At 62.3% G+C, this 17,617-nt stretch carries 19 protein-coding genes; 10 read left to right on the top strand and 9 right to left on the bottom strand.

Features of this window, described 5'->3' with window-relative positions; all coding sequences use genetic code 11:
* Positions 1 to 98 precede the first annotated feature (98 nt).
* A complete protein-coding gene (locus F0P96_RS09470; RefSeq protein ID WP_151078620.1) occupies positions 99 to 587 on the top strand; it encodes an SRPBCC family protein in 489 nt (162 codons plus the stop codon).
* 73 nt (positions 588 to 660) lie between these two features.
* On the opposite strand, the gene F0P96_RS09465 is transcribed toward F0P96_RS09470, so the two are convergent.
* Both F0P96_RS09465 and F0P96_RS09460 read right to left on the bottom strand, forming a co-directional pair.
* Positions 661 to 1,269, bottom strand: a complete 609-nt coding sequence (locus tag F0P96_RS09465) for a PH domain-containing protein (RefSeq protein WP_151078619.1) — start codon at positions 1,267 to 1,269, stop codon at positions 661 to 663.
* Between the two features lie 16 nt (positions 1,270 to 1,285).
* Complete coding sequence (locus tag F0P96_RS09460; protein ID WP_151078618.1) at positions 1,286 to 2,371, bottom strand: patatin-like phospholipase family protein; 1,086 nt, start codon at positions 2,369 to 2,371, stop codon at positions 1,286 to 1,288.
* A 150-nt stretch (positions 2,372 to 2,521) separates the two neighbouring features.
* Here F0P96_RS09460 and F0P96_RS09455 point away from each other — a divergent pair, with 150 nt between their 5' ends.
* From F0P96_RS09455 to F0P96_RS09435, 5 genes are all read left to right on the top strand, one after another.
* Positions 2,522 to 3,517, top strand: coding sequence for an NAD-dependent epimerase/dehydratase family protein (locus F0P96_RS09455; protein ID WP_151078617.1), 996 nt, complete (start codon positions 2,522 to 2,524; stop codon positions 3,515 to 3,517).
* Positions 3,518 to 3,665: 148 nt separating this feature from the next.
* Positions 3,666 to 4,397 carry a DUF3891 family protein gene (locus tag F0P96_RS09450; RefSeq protein ID WP_151078616.1) on the top strand — a complete coding sequence of 244 codons (732 nt, stop codon included), beginning with the start codon at positions 3,666 to 3,668 and terminating at the stop codon, positions 4,395 to 4,397.
* A gap of 94 nt (positions 4,398 to 4,491) precedes the next feature.
* Positions 4,492 to 5,460, top strand: a complete 969-nt coding sequence (locus tag F0P96_RS09445) for a YihY/virulence factor BrkB family protein (RefSeq protein ID WP_151078615.1) — start codon at positions 4,492 to 4,494, stop codon at positions 5,458 to 5,460.
* 77 nt (positions 5,461 to 5,537) lie between these two features.
* Entirely contained in the window at positions 5,538 to 6,206 is a 669-nt protein-coding gene (locus F0P96_RS09440) for a spondin domain-containing protein (protein ID WP_151078614.1), read from the top strand.
* 53 nt (positions 6,207 to 6,259) lie between these two features.
* Complete coding sequence (locus tag F0P96_RS09435; protein ID WP_151078613.1) at positions 6,260 to 6,949, top strand: hypothetical protein; 690 nt, start codon at positions 6,260 to 6,262, stop codon at positions 6,947 to 6,949.
* Between the two features lie 80 nt (positions 6,950 to 7,029).
* Here the strand turns inward: F0P96_RS09435 and rlmN are convergent, their stop codons facing one another.
* The 3 genes from rlmN to F0P96_RS09420 form a co-directional block, all read right to left on the bottom strand.
* Complete coding sequence (gene rlmN, locus F0P96_RS09430) at positions 7,030 to 8,115, bottom strand: dual-specificity RNA methyltransferase RlmN (RefSeq protein WP_151078612.1); 1,086 nt, start codon at positions 8,113 to 8,115, stop codon at positions 7,030 to 7,032.
* Positions 8,116 to 8,170: 55 nt separating this feature from the next.
* The gene (locus F0P96_RS09425; RefSeq protein ID WP_151078611.1) at positions 8,171 to 8,590 is read right to left on the bottom strand and encodes an STAS/SEC14 domain-containing protein; all 420 of its coding nucleotides are present in this window, start codon (positions 8,588 to 8,590) and stop codon (positions 8,171 to 8,173) included.
* Between the two features lie 122 nt (positions 8,591 to 8,712).
* Positions 8,713 to 9,147 carry a thioesterase family protein gene (locus F0P96_RS09420; protein ID WP_151078610.1) on the bottom strand — a complete coding sequence of 145 codons (435 nt, stop codon included), beginning with the start codon at positions 9,145 to 9,147 and terminating at the stop codon, positions 8,713 to 8,715.
* 142 nt (positions 9,148 to 9,289) lie between these two features.
* Between F0P96_RS09420 and mnmC2 the strand changes: the two genes are divergently transcribed.
* From mnmC2 to F0P96_RS09405, 3 genes are all read left to right on the top strand, one after another.
* Positions 9,290 to 9,967 carry a tRNA (5-methylaminomethyl-2-thiouridine)(34)-methyltransferase MnmC2 gene (gene mnmC2, locus F0P96_RS09415; RefSeq protein WP_151078609.1) on the top strand — a complete coding sequence of 226 codons (678 nt, stop codon included), beginning with the start codon at positions 9,290 to 9,292 and terminating at the stop codon, positions 9,965 to 9,967.
* A gap of 146 nt (positions 9,968 to 10,113) precedes the next feature.
* Entirely contained in the window at positions 10,114 to 11,328 is a 1,215-nt protein-coding gene (locus F0P96_RS09410; protein WP_151078608.1) for a DUF2157 domain-containing protein, read from the top strand.
* Entirely contained in the window at positions 11,328 to 11,882 is a 555-nt protein-coding gene (locus F0P96_RS09405) for a GDYXXLXY domain-containing protein (RefSeq protein ID WP_151078607.1), read from the top strand. Before F0P96_RS09410 ends, F0P96_RS09405 begins: the two co-directional genes overlap by 1 nt.
* Positions 11,883 to 11,907: 25 nt before the next feature.
* On the opposite strand, the gene F0P96_RS09400 is transcribed toward F0P96_RS09405, so the two are convergent.
* The 3 genes from F0P96_RS09400 to bshC form a co-directional block, all read right to left on the bottom strand.
* Positions 11,908 to 12,417, bottom strand: a complete 510-nt coding sequence (locus F0P96_RS09400; RefSeq protein WP_151078606.1) for an ExbD/TolR family protein — start codon at positions 12,415 to 12,417, stop codon at positions 11,908 to 11,910.
* A 78-nt stretch (positions 12,418 to 12,495) separates the two neighbouring features.
* Entirely contained in the window at positions 12,496 to 13,086 is a 591-nt protein-coding gene (locus tag F0P96_RS09395; protein ID WP_151078605.1) for a 5-formyltetrahydrofolate cyclo-ligase, read from the bottom strand.
* A gap of 4 nt (positions 13,087 to 13,090) precedes the next feature.
* Positions 13,091 to 14,671, bottom strand: coding sequence for a bacillithiol biosynthesis cysteine-adding enzyme BshC (gene bshC, locus F0P96_RS09390; RefSeq protein ID WP_151078604.1), 1,581 nt, complete (start codon positions 14,669 to 14,671; stop codon positions 13,091 to 13,093).
* 328 nt (positions 14,672 to 14,999) lie between these two features.
* Here bshC and F0P96_RS09385 point away from each other — a divergent pair, with 328 nt between their 5' ends.
* Positions 15,000 to 16,184: an acyltransferase family protein gene (locus F0P96_RS09385; RefSeq protein ID WP_151078603.1), complete on the top strand. Its 1,185-nt coding sequence runs from the start codon at positions 15,000 to 15,002 to the stop codon at positions 16,182 to 16,184.
* Here F0P96_RS09385 and rimO read toward each other — a convergent pair.
* Complete coding sequence (gene rimO / locus F0P96_RS09380) at positions 16,181 to 17,506, bottom strand: 30S ribosomal protein S12 methylthiotransferase RimO (protein WP_151078602.1); 1,326 nt, start codon at positions 17,504 to 17,506, stop codon at positions 16,181 to 16,183. The two genes, F0P96_RS09385 and rimO, sit on opposite strands and share 4 nt — an antisense overlap.
* Positions 17,507 to 17,617: the final 111 nt, after the last annotated feature.

The following is a 17,617-nucleotide window of genomic DNA, read 5'->3' as shown; positions in this document are numbered from 1 at the left end:
GCTGTTTCTACCGCTCCGCCCGGAATATGTGATGGCGCCGTGTGGCTTACCCACAGACATTTGTTCGGTCGTTTTGTCACCAGCCATTCACCCCTCCCATGCCCTACCGCATCGAGCACAGCGTCACCGTCGACGCCCCCATTGAGTTTGTCTGGGATATTATCCAGAACCCCGATCTGCGCACGAGCTGGGACGCCCGCGTCACGTCAGCACGTTTTCTCGACCCTGCCGCCCCATTTGGCAAGGGCAAACAGATGGAAGTCGTCATCGATCTGGGCGCCTTTCCCATCGTTAGTCAGCTGGAGTATCTGAGTTGGAAACCGCCCTACCGCAGTTCCATGCGCACTATAAACCGCGACGCGTTTCGTAGTGCCACCACGGGAAGCTGGCAATTGGCCGAAGAGCACTCCGGCCGCACCACTTGGACAACCAAGCTGGTATTTAGTGCCGCACTGCCCTTGGTGGGGCCGTTCATTGAACGGTGGTTTGGTGGCTACTTCGACAAGCTGACCAAGCAGAGCCAGCAACAATTCAAAACGTTTGTGGAAGCCGAGTGGAAAGCTCAGCGGGTGCTGATAACTGCATAACGGATTCTGCTTCCACCCCTTCCCACGCCCGAAAACATCTGCACGCGCTGCTAAGTCCTGTTCACGACTGAACTCAGGTCATAGGGCCGGCCAGAAGTTGGGCTTTGGCCTGCTTGGGGTCAAACCAACAAATCCACCAGAACTCACAGTGTACCGTGGCTTTGGGGAAAAGCTCCGCCAAGGTTTCCGGCAGTACCAGCAGCGAAGTGATGGAAAGCGTCTGGCCGTTGCGCAATGCGAGGCAGGCGTACTGATAAGATGCCCATGGAGCTTTGTACACACTGCTGCGGCGGATGGTAATACGCTTTACATCGGCCGCTTCGAAGCGTAAGACGCGGCCATAATTGGTGTACCGGAAGCGTCGCTCGGCGGGGTACACGTAGAGGCGGGCCGCGCGGTCGTGCCGGCGGTACTGCCAGCTTAGCCAAGCCGATACACCTGCCACCGCTACGAAAAGGCCGCTTATCAGCAGTTTGGCAATCGGTTCCCCCTTGTCAGTCAACAGCACCACGAGCCCCAATACCAGAAACAGTAAGCCCATTGCCAAGCGGTGCACCTCTCGCAGGGGCGTCCAGCGAATTACCACCCGCTTCTGGTCGGATTTCTGGTTCAGCTCCAGCCAATGGAACGCCAGCCAGCCTGCGGCCCAAATGAGAATTGCGCCCAGAAATAGTCCTCGCATATACCTATTGATTGGCCTACCGCTGTGCCCGTTGCATAAACGCCTGCACGCCTTGCCGGCCGCTGCTCACCAGGGTCTGCTTCTGCTCGTCGCTCAGCCGCTTGATTTTCGGGTTGAAGCCGGCCGTGTTGATGCTCACCGTGCGGCGCCAGTCCTGTGGCTGCGCGGGGTTCAGGTTTTCGATGGCCACGGTGTAGAGCGCGCCCATGTAGGAGCCGAACGAATGGATGTCATAAGGCGCCAGCGCCTGCCGGCCGTTGGCCAGGGTATCGAGGGCAATCTGCTCGGCGCGGTCGAGGCGCAGGCCCAGGGTTTCGGGGTTGACGAACGGGCCGGCAGCTGGCAGCGTATCGGAAGCCGATACACCCAGATAGCGCGCATCATCAAACAAATCGATGGGGTAATTGGCCAGCAAGCCGCCGTCCACCAGCACTTCCACGTGCTGCCTTTCGGCGGGCTTGCCGTGCACCACGCGGCCTTCGGCATCGAGCAGCACGGCGCGGAAGTACAGCGGAATGCTCATGCTGATGCGCACGGCATCGGCCACGCGCAGGTGCGGGTGGGTTTCGTAGCTGAACACCTGCACGCGCTGGGCGGTGAGGTTGGTGCCGGTGGTGTACAGGTCGCGGTAACGGCCGGGCTGCTGCTGGGCCAGCGTGTGCAGCTCCCCCAGGGTGAGGTTGCCGTTGCCGGTTTTGCGGGCCACCAGTTCGCTCAGGTATTTCGAAAACTGGTCGCCGCGGTACCAGCCGTACTGCTTTACCAGCCGGTGCGAGCCGCCGAAAAAGATGAAGCGGCCGTCGTTGAGGCGCTGCACGGGCGTGCGGTTCACCACCGCAATAATTTCCTGCGGCGCGTAGCCCACGGCCAGCAGCGCGGCCTGAATGGCCCCGGCCGAAGTGCCGCCCACGCGCTGAATACCGCCGAGCACGCCCCGCGCCTCCAGCTCCTGCAAGGCCCCGCCGTAGGCAATGCCCCGAATGCCGCCGCCTTCCATCACCAGGTTGCGGTAGGTGGGCGCGGGAGTGGTTTGGGCCAGGCCGGGCGCACTCAGCAGGCTCGAAAACAGTGCGAGCAGGAAAAAACAGCGGCGAAACAGCATCGGCCAAAGATAAAGCGGCGGCACTTTGCCAGCCCGGCCGCGGGCTGCGTATAAGCGCCCGAAACCCGACGGCTGCCGCGCCACATGCGCCGCCGGGGCGGTATCTTTGGGCCGAACTGCTCCCCCACTTTTCCCCTCCCCGATTTCCCCATGAGCACATCCGACAGCGACACAATCCTGGTTATCGGCGCCGGCGGCCAGCTGGGCTTCGAACTCACCCAGGAACTCCGCCAGCTCTACGGCGCCGCCAACGTACTAGCCGCCGACGTGCGCCTGCCCAAGCATCCCGAACTCACCGAAAGCGGCCCCTTCGTGCAGCTCGATGTGCTCGACCGCGCCGGCCTGGCCGACGTGATGCAGCGCCACAAGCCCAAGCAGATTTACCACCTGGCGGCCCTGCTGTCGGCCACGGCCGAGAAAAACCCGGAGTTTGGCTGGCAGCTGAACATGGACGGCCTCTTCAACGTGCTGAACGCGGCCGTGGAGCACAAAACCGCCAAGGTGTACTGGCCCTCCAGCATTGCCGTGTTTGGCCCCAACACGCCCCGCGACAACACCCCGCAATACACCACCATGGACCCCGGCACGGTGTACGGCATCAGCAAGCAGGCCGGCGAGCTGTGGGCCGACTGGTACTTCCGCAAACACGGCCTCGACACGCGCAGCCTGCGCTACCCGGGCCTCATCGGCTACAAGAGCCTGCCCGGCGGCGGCACCACCGACTACGCCGTGGACATTTACCACCACGCCGCGCAGGGCTTGCCCTACCAATGCTTCCTGAGCGAAGACACCTACCTGCCCATGATGTACATGCCCGACGCGCTCAAAGCCACTCTGGACTTGATGCACGCGCCGGCCGAGCAGGTAAAAATCCGCACCTCGTACAACCTCGGCGCCATGAGCTTCTCGCCGGCTGAAATCACGGCCAGCATCCAAAAGCACCTGCCCGATTTCGAGGTGACCTACCAGCCCGATTCGCGCCAGCAGATTGCCGACAGCTGGCCCAAAAGCATCGACGACTCGCACGCCCGCCAGGACTGGGGCTGGACGCCGCAGTTCGACCTCGACCGCATGACCGCCGACATGCTGCACCACCTGCAAACCGAGCCGCAGTACCTCGCGCCGCTGGCCGCTGCAGTGAAGTAGCAGCCAAAAGCCGACGCAGCACGACGTAGTGCCACGACTCTTGCAGTCGTGGCACTACTTTTTTGTAGCTAGCCGTAACCCATCCGGCGCGGCGCGAAGTACACGCAAAGCCCTACCCTTGCCGGACACCGCCCGCAACCCTCGTCGCATGATCGTAAACCCCACGCCCGCCGGCTGGCAGATTATCTACCAGCAAGCCCACGCCCTGCTGGCTGCGCAGCTGCTCTACCAGTGGCCTGCGTTTCTGCCCACCGACCAGTGGGTGGGCTTGCTGGCCGCCGTGGCGCAGCACGACGACGGCCAGCGCCGTTGGGACGGCCGCTACGCCCTCACGCCCGCCGGTGCCCCGGCCGATTTTACCATGAAGGCGTTTTCGCTGGACCAGGCCCAGGAAGTGATGCGGCAGGCCAAGTTTCAGGGGCGGTGGCGCAGCTTGCTCACCAGCATGCACCTGAGCTTTCTGTACGAAGAGCTGCGCGGCCAGCAGAAACCCATCGACGCGTTTCTCGACGAGCAGCGCAGCGCACAACAACGCTGGCGCCGCGAGCTGAAGGTGCTGAAAGCCGACGCCCAGCGTGCCTACGACCTGCTGCAGTGGTGCGACCGGTTGTCCCTCATTCTGTGCCGGCACGAGCTGCCCGAAATGGAGCGCGCCCTCGAAATCAGCACCGGGCCCGACGGGAGGCGCTACCACGTAGCCCAACGCACCGCCGACCAAGCCGTAACCGTAACGCCGTGGCCCTTTGCCGCCGAGCAGTTTGAGGTGTCGGTGGAGGCCAGCGTGCTGCGACAGTTGCAGTTCGCCCACGACGACGAGCTGCGCGAGGCGCTGCGCCAAGCCCCCGTGGAAACGCTGCGCTGGGAGCTGCGCCGGCCGTAGCCCCGGCCAACGCAAACCGCATGCAGGCCGTAGGAGGAGGCATTGGGCCGTGCCGCGGGCTGAGTTGCTTTTCTGTTGCCTCGTTTTCTACGCTATGCCGTCCGAGTTTCGCTTCGCCCATTTGCCGGGCCTATTCAAAGTCACCGCCGATCAGTTCATGGAAAACAATTCCCTGCGCTTGGCGGCAGCCCTGGCCTACAATGCCATTTTCTCCATTCCCCCACTGCTGCTCATCGTCATTGCCGCCGCCGGGGCGCTGTTTGGCGAAGAAGCCGTGCAGGGCAAGCTGTTTGCCCAGCTCAGCGGCCTGGTAAGCCCCGATGCCGCCAAAACCATCCAGGAATCGGTCAGCAACTTCCACAAACAGCAGCAAGGCGGCATGGCGGCCGCCATCGGTATTGGCACGCTCATCTTTGCGGCCACCACATTTTTCGTCACCCTGCAGGAAAGCATCAACAGCATCTGGAACCTGAAGGTGAAGCCGCGCAACAGCATGTGGCAGTTCGTGCGCGACCGGTTTCTCTCGTTCGGCCTTATCCTGAGCGTGGCCCTGCTCATGCTCATTTCCTTCGTCGTCAGCGCCCTGCTGAGCGTGTTTACCGACTACCTCCAGCGCAAGCTGCCCGATGTGGCTGTGGTGTTCATTCGCCTCGTGGATTTCGTGTTGTCGCTCGGCGTTACCACCGTGCTCTTTGCCATGATTTACCGCTTCCTGCCCGATGCCATCATTCGGTGGCGCGACGTGTGGACGGGCTCCCTCATCACGGCCCTGCTGTTTGTGCTGGGCAAGTTTCTCATCACCTTCTACATCGCACAGTCCGACCCCGGCTCGGCCTTTGGTGCCGCTGGCTCCATCATCGTGCTCTTGGTCTGGATTTACTACACCTCGCTGGTCATTTTCTTCGGCGCCGAATTCACCCAGCAGTACGCCGACTGCTACGGCCAGCACGTGCAGCCCAAAGCCCACGCCGTGCGCATCGAAGTGCGCGAAGTGCCGCCCGGCGAAAGCAAAGAAGAACTGAACACCGGCCGCCCCCACGCCGAGGGCCGCTGGCGGGCGTAGCCCCTTTTTTAGCAGCCATCTGCACCAATCCGGCGGGCGTAGGCGTTACGTTTGTAGCTCATCCACCCGCGCCGTTCATGAAATACCTTGCCGCCCTGTTGTTGCTGCCGCTGCTGGCCTGCGAAACCGAAACCAGCCAACCCACCGACCCCGGTTCGGCCGTGTACCGGGTGCGTTTCGAAGCTACCTGGAGTGCCACCACCCACCCGCAGGACTTTCCCGCCGATGCCCACTTCTCGCGGCTTATCGGGGCCGCGCACAGCCCGGCGGCTGCACTGTTTGGGCCCGGTGCCTTGGCCAGCGCGGGCATCAAAGACATGGCCGAGCGAGGCAACAACGCCGCGCTGCGTGCGCAGATACTGAGCTTGCAAGCCGGTACCGCTACGGTAGGCGAACTGCTCGAAAGCCGGGCTACATCCACTTCCTCCCCCGGCGAATTGGTAGACACGGTCACCGTCAACGGCAAATTTCCATTGCTGAGTGCCGTAACGATGATTGCGCCCAGCCCCGACTGGTTTGTGGCCCTCGAAAGCGAGAACTTGCTCGACGAAACCGGCCGCTGGCGTACCCACGCCGTGGTGGAGGCCCGTGCCTACGATGCCGGCACCGACAGCGGCCCCAACTTTACCTCCCCCGACCAAGCCACCAGCCCCGCGCAACCCGTCACGCTCATCAGCACCGGGCCGCTGGCCCGCAACGGCACGGTAGCACCACTGGGCGTGTTTCACCTCGACCGCATTAAGTAGCCAAGTCGCCCGTTTTGCGCCGCCGCTTACCTTTGGGGAATACGCTTTCCAGTATGACCCGTTATTTCCTCGTTGTTGCGGCGTCGCTGCTCCCGCTCTGTTCCTTCGGCCAGACTAAGACCCAGCCCGCCACCGAGCAGTTGGAAAGCCAGCTCACGGCCGAAATCTGCCAGGATTTCGACAAGCTAAACGCGGCCAAGCCCTTCGTTCAGCTCAGCCAAGAAGAAGCCATGAGCACCCTGCAGCAGTCGATGATGCAGGTGATGATGCGGCACCCGGACGAGGTAGAACAGCTGCTGAAGGCTAGCGGCAGCACAACCCAGGCGGCCATGCAAGACCTGGGGCAGCGCGTGGCCGTCAAACTGGTAGCCGATTGTCCCGCCGCCATGCCGCTATTCATGCGCCTCACCAACCAGCCGGCAACGGCCGCCACGGCCCCGCCCGATTTAACGGTTACGGCCGCCGAACGCCCCCTGCTGGAAAAGATGGCGCGGAGCATGTGCGCGGACCTGTCTACCGTTACCACGCCCGCGCAGCTGGCCAGCCAGCCGCTCCAGCAAAAGCTGCACCTGATTCAGCAGGCCAAGCAACGCGTTCTGAAGACCTACGCCAAGGAAATCAGCTCACAGTACGGCCCCGAAATCCTCACTGACCCGGCGCGGCAGAATGCCCTAGGAGCTAAGGTAGGCCTGCTGGCCGGCGACCACTGCGCGTCGTTCGCCGACGCGTTCGGCACTAAGTGACCCTACTCCAACACAAACCGAAACGGCCCGCCGTGCACTGCTGCACGGCGGGCCGTCTTACTTTTCCGGCCGAAGCTAGCTTACGCCGGTTGCGGCTGACCTTCCTTGGTGGCCAGCTGCCCGCAGGCCGCGTCGATGTCTTTGCCGCGCGAGCGGCGCACGTTCACCTGCACGCCGCGGTCGGCCAGGTACTTCATGAAGGGCACGAGGCGGTCTTCCTGGGCGTTGAGGAAAGCGGCCGGCGCGATGGGATTGTACTCGATCAGGTTGACCTTGCAGGGAATCCACTTGGTAATTTCCAGTAGGTCCTTGGCGTCCTGAATCGAGTCGTTGAAATTGTCGAACACGATGTACTCGTAGGTCACCATGCGGCCCGTTACCTGGTGGTAGTGCTGCAGCGCCTCCTTCAGCACCGGCAAGGAGTTCGACTCGTTGATGGGCATGATGGTGTTGCGCTTCTCGTCGGTGGGCGCGTGCAGGCTCAGCGCCAGGTTGGCCTTAAATCCGTCGTCGGCCAGCTTCTTGATCATCTTGGAGATGCCGGCGGTGCTCACGGTGAGGCGGCGGGCGGCCATGCCCAAGCCTTCCTTGTTGTCGGTGATGCGCTCCACGCTCTTGAGCACATTGGCGTAATTCAGCAGCGGCTCGCCCATGCCCATGTACACGATGTTGGTGAGCGGGGTGCCGAAGTGCTCCTGCGCCTGCTGGGCGATGATGGCGACCTGGTCGAAGATTTCGGCCGTGTCGAGGTTGCGCTTGCGCTCCATGTAGCCGGTGGCGCAGAACTTACACGTGAGCGAGCAGCCCACCTGCGAGGAAATGCAGGCCGTCATGCGCTCATCCTTCGGGATGAGCACGCCCTCGACAAGGTGGCCGTCGTGCAGGCGGAAGGCGTACTTGATGGTGCCGTCCGAGCTTTGCTGCTGGGTATGAATCTGCACCGCGTTGATGCTGAAGTGCGCGTCGAGCAGCTCGCGGGTGCTCAGCGAGAGGTTGTTCATCTCGGCAAAGCTGGTGGCCACGTTACGCCAGAGCCATTCCATCACCTGCTTGGCGCGGAAGGGCTTTTCGCCGTGCTCCACGAAGAACGTCTTGAGTTCGTCGAGGGTGAGTTTGCGAATGTCGCGCCGGGTGGCGGTGGTGGCAATAACGGGCAGCGTAATCATAGCACAAAGGTACAACCAAACAGCCGCTTAGGTTCCCGCGCTGGCTTGGGCCGGCCTATTGCCGCCGCAGCCACGCATCGGCGGCCGGCAGGTCGTCGAAATACTTGACCACGAGCGGCGTGGTCAGCTGCATAACCACCTGCGCGGTGCCCAAGCGGTTGAACACGTTTTGCGACTGCACCACGGCGCAGCAGGCGTAATCGGCCTCACTCATGGCCCGCGGCACCCATTCCTGCGCCAGCCACTGCTGGTCGAGCGGTGCAATGGAGGGCATGAGGCGGTGGTCGCTCAGAATTTTGGTCAACCCCTGCTGCTTCAGTAGGCTCAGAGCTTGTTCAAACAGGGCCCGCAGTTCGCGGCTGCTCATGGCCATGCCCGTCCACGCCATGCGCACATAGGCGTCGTCTTCCGCACTCACCCACCCCACGGCGTTGCGAAAATATACGTGCGCAGGAACAACGGCAGCGTCAGGCATAGCATAAAGGCATAATGGTAAAATTCGTCGATTATGTACTTCATATCAATACATTTATTGTGTTTTTTGTATGAATTTTACGCCATAGGTTTCGTTGCCCGAGCCCGTAACCGGCAGTCTTCTCACTCAACTGGTGCCGCAAGGCGCTGCGCAGCGTCGGCGGGCAGGGGGGCCAGCTTGCGCGTGTTGTAGTCGAAGCAAAGCATGCCGGTTTTGGCACGGGCAATGTCGCGGCCGGCGGTGGTTTGCACGTGGTACACCACATCGAAGCCGTATTTGTGGAGGTCGGTGGCAGCCATGTGAATGCGCAGCACGTCGCCGTAGAACCCCTCGCCTTTGTATTCGACGGCCAAATCGGCCATGATGAGGCCCTGCTTGGTGGCGGGGTCGAATTCGGTGAGCTGCATCTGGCGCAGAAACTGCACCCGGGCCTCGTGCAACACGCTCACCAGGGCGTCGTTGCCGAGGTGGGCGCCGTAGTTGAGGTCGGTAATGCGTACGGGCAGTTCGATGGTAATGGAAAACGCTTCGGGCAGCGTTACTTTTATACGAGCCATGGGCAAGAAATTGCGCGCTGAGTAGTAGGTTGCAGGTACTGGGTTCGGTCTATTCGTACGCAACTACGCATCTGCCGCTCAATAAGCCCATTTGTACGCTCCCCGTTCGTTTCCCCACCACAACCCAACCCACCGTTAAGCTATGAAAGTTGAAGTCCGCACTACCGCCGATGGCTCGAGCACGCTCTACGTCCCGGCCCTCGACGAGCACTACCACTCCACCCACGGCGCGGTGCAGGAAGCCCAGCACGTGTACCTGAATGCGGGGCTGGAGCCCGCCCTGACTGAGGCTACTTCAACGCCGCTGTGGGTGTTGGAGGTTGGGTTTGGTACGGGCCTGAACGCGCTGCTGACGCTGCAACGCAGCCTGACGGCGGAGCAACCTATTTTCTACGACACCATCGAAAAGCACCCGCTGTCGGCGGGCGTAATTGCGCAGCTCGGGGCCGAGCGCTACATCGCCTGCCCCGAGCTGCTCGACTGCTACCAGCAACTGCACACGGCAAACTGGGGCGTGCCCGTGGCCCTCACGCCGCAGTTTGCGCTGCACAAAATGTCGGGCGCGCTGCAGAATATGTCGCTGTGCGAAGACACTTACCAGGTTATTTACTTCGACGCTTTCGCCCCCGAGAAGCAGCCCGACATGTGGACCGACGACGTGTTCCGGCAGCTCTACGAAGCAGCGGCGCACGGCGGCTGCCTGGTGAGCTACTGCGCTAAAGGCTCGTTCAAGCGCAGTCTGAAAGCCGCCGGCTGGGTGGTGGAGTCGTTGCCCGGCCCGCAGGGCAAGCGCGAAATGACGCGCGCGTGGAAGCGGTGATTTTAGGCGAAGAAGCGCCTGCTGCTTTTCGGCGCACCTAGGCCCGAAGTGCGTGCCGCACGAGCCGCCTTGCCAAGCTGCCCCAGCTCGGCAAGGCGGCTTTTGTGTCCATCATCCTTCCTTTCAGCGTAAGTTGGGGGAGCATTATGAGCCAGAAATTCCTCGAAACCGAAGGCCCTGGCTGGGTCGAGCAGGGCATCATCAGCGCCGAGCAACTACAGCAGCTGCGGGCACTATATCCCGAGCAGCCGCGCGCCATTGGCCTGCTGCCGCTGCTGGGCAGCCTGCTGGTGGGCCTAAGCGCACTCAGCCTGATTGCGGCCAACTGGCAGGCCCTGCCGGAGTGGCTGCGGCTGGCAGTGCTCATTGGGGCATTGGTAGCGGCCTACGCGGCCAGCGAGTATTTCCTGCGGCACGGGCAACGCAGCCTGGGCACCGGGCTGGCAGGCCTGGGGCTGATTCTCTTCGGAGCGGGTATTGTTCTCACCAGCCAGATGTACCAGCTCGTGGGCTACGACGTGACGGGCCTGCTGGCGTGGGTGGTAGCCGGCGTGCTGCTCACTTACCTGTACCGCAGCCGCTTTCTGCTGCTGCTTGCGGTGGCCATTGGCGCGCTGGCACAAGGCTACAGCTATGCCGAGCTGAGCACCTACAGCTACGCCACCTTGGTACTTACCGCCGCCGGCCTGGGCTATTACTGGTGGCGCCGGCCCGATTCGCTGTGTGGCGCAGTGCTGGCCTGCGGGCTGCTCTGGCAAGCGGGGCTGCTCATCGGCTACCTGCACATCAAAATCACGTGGTTCTTTGTGCCTGCCATGCTGGTGTACGCCGCCGGCGACTGGCAACCCAACCGCCCGGCGGCCCGCGCGCTGCAGGCCCCACCGCTGGTAGCAGGCTTCCTGTTCATGCTGGGGCTGGCCATGTTCGGCGAGGCCGGCAGTTATACCGACATGCTCCGCCCACATTTGGCGGCCTACCTTGGTGCGTTGCTGCTGGTATTCGGATTGTCGGTGGCGGGCAAGCGCGCCCGTGGCCACTTCAGCAGCGCCACCGACTGGCTGCTGCTGCTGCCGGGCTTCTACTTTCCCGGCGGCCTGCCCTTGGCCATTGCGGCGCTGGTGGTGCTCTACGCCTACTCCGGCGCGGTGCTCTGGCGCGGCAACTACGAGCAGTCGGCCGACCGTATTAATCTGGGCACGGCTTTGTTTGTGCTGACCACGATGGTAGCCTACTTCAAGCTGACCTGGGAATTTCTCGACAAGTCGTTGTTTTTCCTGCTCGGCGGCGTGCTGCTGCTGGGCCTGAGCTGGTACCTGCGCCGCCGGGCCGTGCGCACCCTTCCACCTTCTGACCAACGCTAATGCCTGGCTTTTTCGACCCGCGCACGCCTCTTTTGCCCAAGCCCCACCGGCGTGGGCTGCAGCTGGCCGTAGCCGCTCAGGTGGCGTTTCTGCTGCTGGTGGCCGTGGCGGGCTACGCGGTAGGCCACTTCGGCCGCACCATCGCCCTGCGCACCATGCCCGTCGACCCGCGCGACTTGCTCTACGGCGACTACGTGGTGCTCAACTTCACCATCAGCCAGCTCGACGTGAAGCAGTGGCGCGGCGCCCAGCCGCCGCGTGTGCACCAGCCCGTGTACGTAGAGCTTCGGCCCACGCCCGATGGCAGCTACGCGGCCGTGGCCATCTACCCCGAAAACCCGCCCCATATCCCCGCCAGCCATGCGGTGCTGCGCGGCTGGGTGCAAAGCAACTGGCGCACGGCCTTGCGCATTCGGTATGGTCTGGAGCGCTACTATGTGCCCGAAGGCACCGGAGCCCGCCTGGAGCGCCGAACCGGCAGCCGCCCGCTGCTGGTGCGGGTGAACATTGCCCCCTGGGGTCAGTCGCGCATTACGGAAGTGGCGGAGCGGTAGACTTGAACGGCGCTTTATAATAGAGCTACATCACTTGCTTCTGCAGCAAGGCCCGGTCGGCACCGTCGAGGTCTACCAAGGCGTATTTCTTCTGCCCGGTGATGGTCATTTCATCGAGGGCGTCCACCAGGTTTTGGTAGGAGGCCTCGTCGCTGGCTTTGATAAGCACGGTAGTTAAGGGCTGGCGCTGCAGCTGGCGGAGCAGCACTTGGCGCAGGCCGGCAGCACCAAACCCAGTGGTGCGCAAGTGGGCGGGGTTGGCGTCCTCGTTCAGGCCTTCGAAGTAAAAAACCTGGTTGTTCTTCCCCAGAATCAGCGTCAGCGACTTGCTGGCGGGCGTACTGGTGGGGTCGCCGTTGGCGGGCATGGTCAGCTGCATGGCCGCGGGTTTGGCGAAAGTAGTTGTGAGCATGAAGAACGTGAGCAGGAGAAACGCCAGGTCCACCATCGGCGTCATGTCGAGGCGAAAAGCGTGCTTCTTTGCGCGGGGCTTGTTGCTGCGGCTCGGGGCGGCAGCGGCTTGAATTTCGGCCATGATGCAATGGTGGTTGAAGGTGGAAATGCACTCTACTTCAACCAACGGCACCAACCTGGACCTTATTGCGCGGTTTTTCTACTGCGGCATATCGGCTCCCGCGAAGCGCCACACGTCCGTCGGCGTTACGCAGGCGTGCAGGCGTACGTCGCCCGGCCAGGCATCGGCAATGCGCGGCACGGGCGGCTCCAGGCTCAGGCCAATGCGCAGGGCATCGGGGCGGCAATCGAGCAGAAACCGGTCGTAGAAGCCTTTGCCGTAGCCCACGCGCTGGCCCTGCTCGTCAAACGCGAGCAGCGGCACCAGCACAGCATCAAGTTCAACTGGGTCCACTTCCGGTGCCTCTACGGGCTCGGGTATTCCCCAGGCGTTTTCAACCAACGCCGTGTCGGGCGTTAGCAGTTGGTGGCTCAAGCGGCCATTGGGCTGCGTCACGGGCACCACCACGCGCAGGGCGGGATACTCGGCCCACAGTCGCCGGATGATCAGCCAGGTATCCAGCTCGTGCTGCCGCAGAATGGGCAGAAACACGTGCACCGCACGCCACGCGGCCACCTCAAATGCGCGGAAGAACTGGTCGGCCACCTGGGCACTGCGCGCGGCCAGCTCGGCCGCCGGCAAGGCCCGGCGGCAACCCAGCATGGCGCGGCGCAGGTCGGCTTTCAGCACGGCGCTACTCTTCTTCGATGATGGTGAATTGCAGCGCCAGCGGGTCGAAAGCCTCTATCAGCTGATCGATGAAAGCGGGGTTGTTGATCAGGATGCTGAGCACGTTGTCGGTGCGTTCCTGCAGGCCGCCGTCGGGAAAGAGCTTGTCTTTGAGGCCCGTCAGCTGACTGTAGGCCGTTTCGTGCTTGGCTTCGGCGGCTTTGCTCAGGCGCTTTTCCAGCCCGCTCACAATGCCGCTGATTTTCTGCTGCTCGGCGGCTACCGTTTTCACCAAGGTCGGGTCGAGGCGTTGGGCCAGCTCGGTTACCTGCGCAAACGCGGCGGCCAGCTGCTGCTGCTGCTCGGCCAGGCTCACGTCTTCCTGCCCCAGCGTGGCGGCCACCTGCTTTTTTAGCTCGGGCAACGGCCGGAACAGCTCGTCGACGGTGAGGCCCAGCTTGCGCAGCTTGCCGGTGTGGGTGCGGCCCACGTACAGCGCCGAGTTGCGCAGCAGCACCAGCGGCATGGGCACGTGGTAGTGGTCGAACACGCCCTTTAGCTGAAACCAGTAGGCCACCTCGGCCCCGCCACCGATGTAGCACAGGTTAGGCAGCACCAGCTCCTGGTAGAGGGGCCGCAGCACCACGTTCGGGCTGAAATTCTCGGGCTGGGCTTCGGCCTGAGCTATGGCTTCGGCGGTAGTCCAGCGCAGGTCGGTGTTGCGCACCACCACGTGGCCGCCTTCCATTTCCAGCCGTTCGCGGCGGCTGTCGGCAGCGAGGTAAAACAGGTTCAGCGGCCGCGTGTACACCTGCGGCTTGTAGCCGGCGGCTTCTAGCTGCGCATTGGCCTGCTGCACGGCGTGGTAGGCGGGCTGGCTTTGCAGTTCCTGGGTAAGCACCGGCACTAAGGCCTTTTTCAGCTCGGCGTCGTCGGGTTCGAGGCTCACCAAGCCGTACTGGCCGAACAGGGCCGTGGTGAGGCGGCGGGTGGCTTCGCCCAGGGTGGTGCTTTGCTCGTAGGCTTCGCGGAAACCGGCCGGCAAATCGGCGGGCAACTGGCTGAGCACCTGCTCGGCCAGGCCAGCAAGCGGCAAGCGGCCCACGGGGCCGCCCACCCCTTCGGCCTGCCACTCGTGGCGCTTACCGAAGAGGTGGAAGTGGTTGATTTCGGCGAAGTCGTGGTCTTCGCTGGCCATCCAATACAGCGGCACGAAATCGTACTGCGGGTAGGCTTCCTTCAACTGCCGACACAGCTTGAGGGCCGTGGCAATCTTGTAGACGAAGTACAGCGGGCCGGTAAACAAGTTCAGCTGGTGCCCGGTGGTGATGGTGAAAGTGGTATCCTTGGCCAGCAGGTCAATGTTGGCGGCCACGGGTGCGGGCACATCGGCCAGACCAGCGTACTGGCGTTTCAGCGTGTCGACGAGTCGTTGCCGGGCTTCGGGGGAATAGGCGGCCTGCTTTTCCTGCAGCTGCTCGGCAAAGGCTTCCAGCGTCGGAAACCGGTGGTAGAAGGCTTGCAGCTCGGGTTTTTGAGCCAGGTAATCGAGCAGGAATGCGCTAAACGAACCGGTGGTACCGTAGGGTATACAACGAGCGGGCATGGGCGGGGAGGAAACGTTGGGGCTGCAAGGTTTGCAAAAAAAGCGGAGCGACGACGCAGCCGGCAGCAGCCCGAATTCCCAACCAAACCCGAAACGCCGGCACAAGTTTACAGCACCGGGGTAGTGACCGGCCTATCGGCGCCTTTTCCTAATTGCCGCCTAGCGCTGGGCGCGCACTTGCTCCGTCTTTTCCTGCCGCACTCCGGCAAGTTTAGGGTTTGACTTGCACAATAAGGGCAGGGCCTGTTTGGACGCTTAAGCACATTAAAATTATTTTAATCTTTCAATAAAAAATATACATTTAGCCATACACAGATAGTAATGCACAATGTCGCGCTCTGTTTACTTCCCCAACCTCGACGGCCTCCGAACTCTCGCCTGCTTGGGTGTATTCTTCTTCCATACCCTATTCCTCTACGCGTTCATGTGGACTTCCCACGATGCGCCGGTGTACCGCTATGGGCTCAGCCTGCTGGGGCACGGGGCCGAGGGTGTCAACTTTTTTTTCGTGCTGTCGGGTTTCCTCATCACGTATTTGCTGCTGCACGAAGAGCACACCACCGGCCGCATCAATACCCCGGCGTTTTACCTGCGGCGGGTACTGCGCATCTGGCCGCTATACTTCGCAAGCGTGGTTTTTGGGTTTGTCATCGTTCCCTTCTGGATGCACCTGGCCCACGCGCCGTGGCACGAAACCGCCGACCCGCGCTTGTTCGTCGCGTTTCTGGCCAACCTCGACCTCTTCCGCCACCACGACCTGCCACCTAGCGCTTTCAACTTGGCGGTGCTTTGGTCGGTGTCGGTAGAAGAGCAGTTTTACCTGTTGTGGCCGCTGCTGCTGGCGGGGCTGTTTCGGTGGTGGCGCCCCGGCGCGTTTCTGCTGGTCATCGGCTTTTCGCTGTGGTTTCGCTACACCCATGTGCACTACGATGCCATGCTATACAGCCATACGTTCTCCGTCATCGGCGACTTGGCCGTGGGTGGTGCGGTTGGGTGGGTGTGCTTTCGCTACCCGGCCTTCTGCCACTGGGTTGGGCGGTGGCCGCTGTGGGCCATTGTAGTAGGGTACGCGGGCGGGGCCGCGCTGCTGGTTTTGCAGAAAGAATGGGGCACCGACGCGTTCAACATCACCTGCCAGCGGTTGTTTCGGGCACTGTTTTTCGCCTTCGTCATTCTCGAGCAGAACTACGCTCCGCGGTCCATCGTGAAAGTTGGCCGCATCCGTTGGCTTACGTACTGGGGCACCTTCACCTACGGCCTCTACTGCCTCCACCCCATTGCCAGCATGCTGGTTGGCTTCAGTCTCGACCGGCTGGGCTTTCATCATTCCCTGAGCACGGTGCTCTTGCTCACGGCGCTGTCGTTGCCGCTGAGCGCCGCCCTGGCTTGGCTGAGCTACCATTACCTCGAACACCCTTTTCTGAAGCTAAAAAACCGGCGCTGGAAAGCGCCGGTTTCTTCCGAAAGTGAAGCAGCAGGTGAAACGCCTTTGCTAGCCGCAACCGAGCACTAGTGCCCCGCCGCGCCCACCACTTCCCCGTACAGGTCGAAGTCGGAGGCACTGGTGATGCGCACCTGCGCGAAGTCGCCCACTCGCACGTACTGCTCGGTGGCGGGCACCAGCACTTCGTTGTCTACTTCGGGCGAGTCGTACTGCGTGCGGCCCACCCAGTAGCCGCTTTCCTTGCGGTCGAAGAGCACTTTGTAGGTCTGGCCTACTTTGGCCTCATTCAAGTCCATCGAAATGCCCTGCTGCAGCTCCATGATGGCGTCGGCGCGCTCCTGCTTCACCTCGTCGGGCACGTTGTCTTCCAGCGTGTAGGCGTGGGTGCTTTCCTCGTGCGAGTAGGTGAAGATGCCGAGGCGCTCGAAGCGGGCCTGCTCCACGAAGTCGTAGAGCTCAGCGAAGTCCTGGCCGGTTTCGCCGGGGTGGCCGGCAATGAGGGTGGTGCGCAGGGCAATGTCGGGCATGCGCTGCCGAATCTGGTCGACCAGTTCCAGCGTGCGGCGCTTGGTAATGCCGCGGCGCATGGTCTTGAGCATATTGTCGGAAATGTGCTGCAAGGGCATATCCAGGTACTTGCACACGTTTTCGCGCTCCTGCATCACGTCCAGCACTTCCATCGGAAACTGCGAGGGGTAGGCGTACTGCAAGCGAATCCAGTCGATGCCATTCACGTCCGACAAGCGGCGCACCAGCTCGGCCAGTTTCCGCTCGCCGTATTTCTCCAGGCCGTAGTAGGTCAGGTCTTGCGCAATCAGAATCAGCTCTTTGGTACCCAAGGCCGCCAGCTTTTTGGCTTCGGTCACCAAGTCGTCCATGGGCTTGTCCACGTGCTTGCCGCGCATCAGCGGGATGGCGCAGAACGAGCAGGGGCGGTTGCAGCCCTCGGCAATCTTGAAGTAGGCGTAGTGCTTGGGCGTGGTCAGCAGCCGCTCGCCCACCAACTCGTGCTTGTAGTCGGCGTTCAGCGTCTTGAGCAGCTGGGGCAGCTCCAGGGTGCCGAAGTAGGCGTCGACCTGCGGAATTTCCACTTCCAGCTGGTCTTTGTAGCGCTGCGAGAGGCAGCCCGTCACATACACCTTATCCACCTTGCCGGCTTCCTTCGCGTCGGCGTATTGCAGAATGGTGTCGATGCTTTCCTGCTTGGCGTTGTCGATGAAGCCGCAGGTGTTGATGATGACAATGCCCGACTCGTCCTTGGTCGATTCGTGCGTCACATCGTAGCCGTTGCCGCGCAGCTGGCCCATCAATACTTCCGAGTCGACCAGGTTTTTGGAGCAGCCCAGCGTGATGACGTTGACCTTGTTGGCCCGATTGCCTTTTACTTTCATCTGCAGTAGCGCAAAGTTTCACTTCGCGTATCGTTGAGCGGCGCCTCCTTGCGGAAAGCACCTAATACTGAACATTTTGTCTCACTTCCGCCGCGGGCGAAAATTGGAGCG

It is taken from the genome of Hymenobacter busanensis (assembly GCF_008727865.1).
In the GTDB taxonomy this organism is placed as follows: domain Bacteria; phylum Bacteroidota; class Bacteroidia; order Cytophagales; family Hymenobacteraceae; genus Solirubrum; species Solirubrum busanense.
This window is presented reverse-complemented; position numbering and strand designations above follow the sequence as displayed.

Coding starts and splice junctions, on each gene's coding strand:
- F0P96_RS09470 (WP_151078620.1), top strand. CDS start 99: ATGCCCTACCGCATCGAGCACAGCGTCACCGTCGACGCCCCCATTGAG.
- F0P96_RS09465 (WP_151078619.1), bottom strand. CDS start 1,269: ATGCGAGGACTATTTCTGGGCGCAATTCTCATTTGGGCCGCAGGCTGG.
- F0P96_RS09460 (WP_151078618.1), bottom strand. CDS start 2,371: ATGCTGTTTCGCCGCTGTTTTTTCCTGCTCGCACTGTTTTCGAGCCTG.
- F0P96_RS09455 (WP_151078617.1), top strand. CDS start 2,522: ATGAGCACATCCGACAGCGACACAATCCTGGTTATCGGCGCCGGCGGC.
- F0P96_RS09450 (WP_151078616.1), top strand. CDS start 3,666: ATGATCGTAAACCCCACGCCCGCCGGCTGGCAGATTATCTACCAGCAA.
- F0P96_RS09445 (WP_151078615.1), top strand. CDS start 4,492: ATGCCGTCCGAGTTTCGCTTCGCCCATTTGCCGGGCCTATTCAAAGTC.
- F0P96_RS09440 (WP_151078614.1), top strand. CDS start 5,538: ATGAAATACCTTGCCGCCCTGTTGTTGCTGCCGCTGCTGGCCTGCGAA.
- F0P96_RS09435 (WP_151078613.1), top strand. CDS start 6,260: ATGACCCGTTATTTCCTCGTTGTTGCGGCGTCGCTGCTCCCGCTCTGT.
- rlmN (WP_151078612.1), bottom strand. CDS start 8,115: ATGATTACGCTGCCCGTTATTGCCACCACCGCCACCCGGCGCGACATT.
- F0P96_RS09425 (WP_151078611.1), bottom strand. CDS start 8,590: ATGCCTGACGCTGCCGTTGTTCCTGCGCACGTATATTTTCGCAACGCC.
- F0P96_RS09420 (WP_151078610.1), bottom strand. CDS start 9,147: ATGGCTCGTATAAAAGTAACGCTGCCCGAAGCGTTTTCCATTACCATC.
- mnmC2 (WP_151078609.1), top strand. CDS start 9,290: ATGAAAGTTGAAGTCCGCACTACCGCCGATGGCTCGAGCACGCTCTAC.
- F0P96_RS09410 (WP_151078608.1), top strand. CDS start 10,114: ATGAGCCAGAAATTCCTCGAAACCGAAGGCCCTGGCTGGGTCGAGCAG.
- F0P96_RS09405 (WP_151078607.1), top strand. CDS start 11,328: ATGCCTGGCTTTTTCGACCCGCGCACGCCTCTTTTGCCCAAGCCCCAC.
- F0P96_RS09400 (WP_151078606.1), bottom strand. CDS start 12,417: ATGGCCGAAATTCAAGCCGCTGCCGCCCCGAGCCGCAGCAACAAGCCC.
- bshC (WP_151078604.1), bottom strand. CDS start 14,671: ATGCCCGCTCGTTGTATACCCTACGGTACCACCGGTTCGTTTAGCGCA.
- F0P96_RS09385 (WP_151078603.1), top strand. CDS start 15,000: ATGTCGCGCTCTGTTTACTTCCCCAACCTCGACGGCCTCCGAACTCTC.
- rimO (WP_151078602.1), bottom strand. CDS start 17,506: ATGAAAGTAAAAGGCAATCGGGCCAACAAGGTCAACGTCATCACGCTG.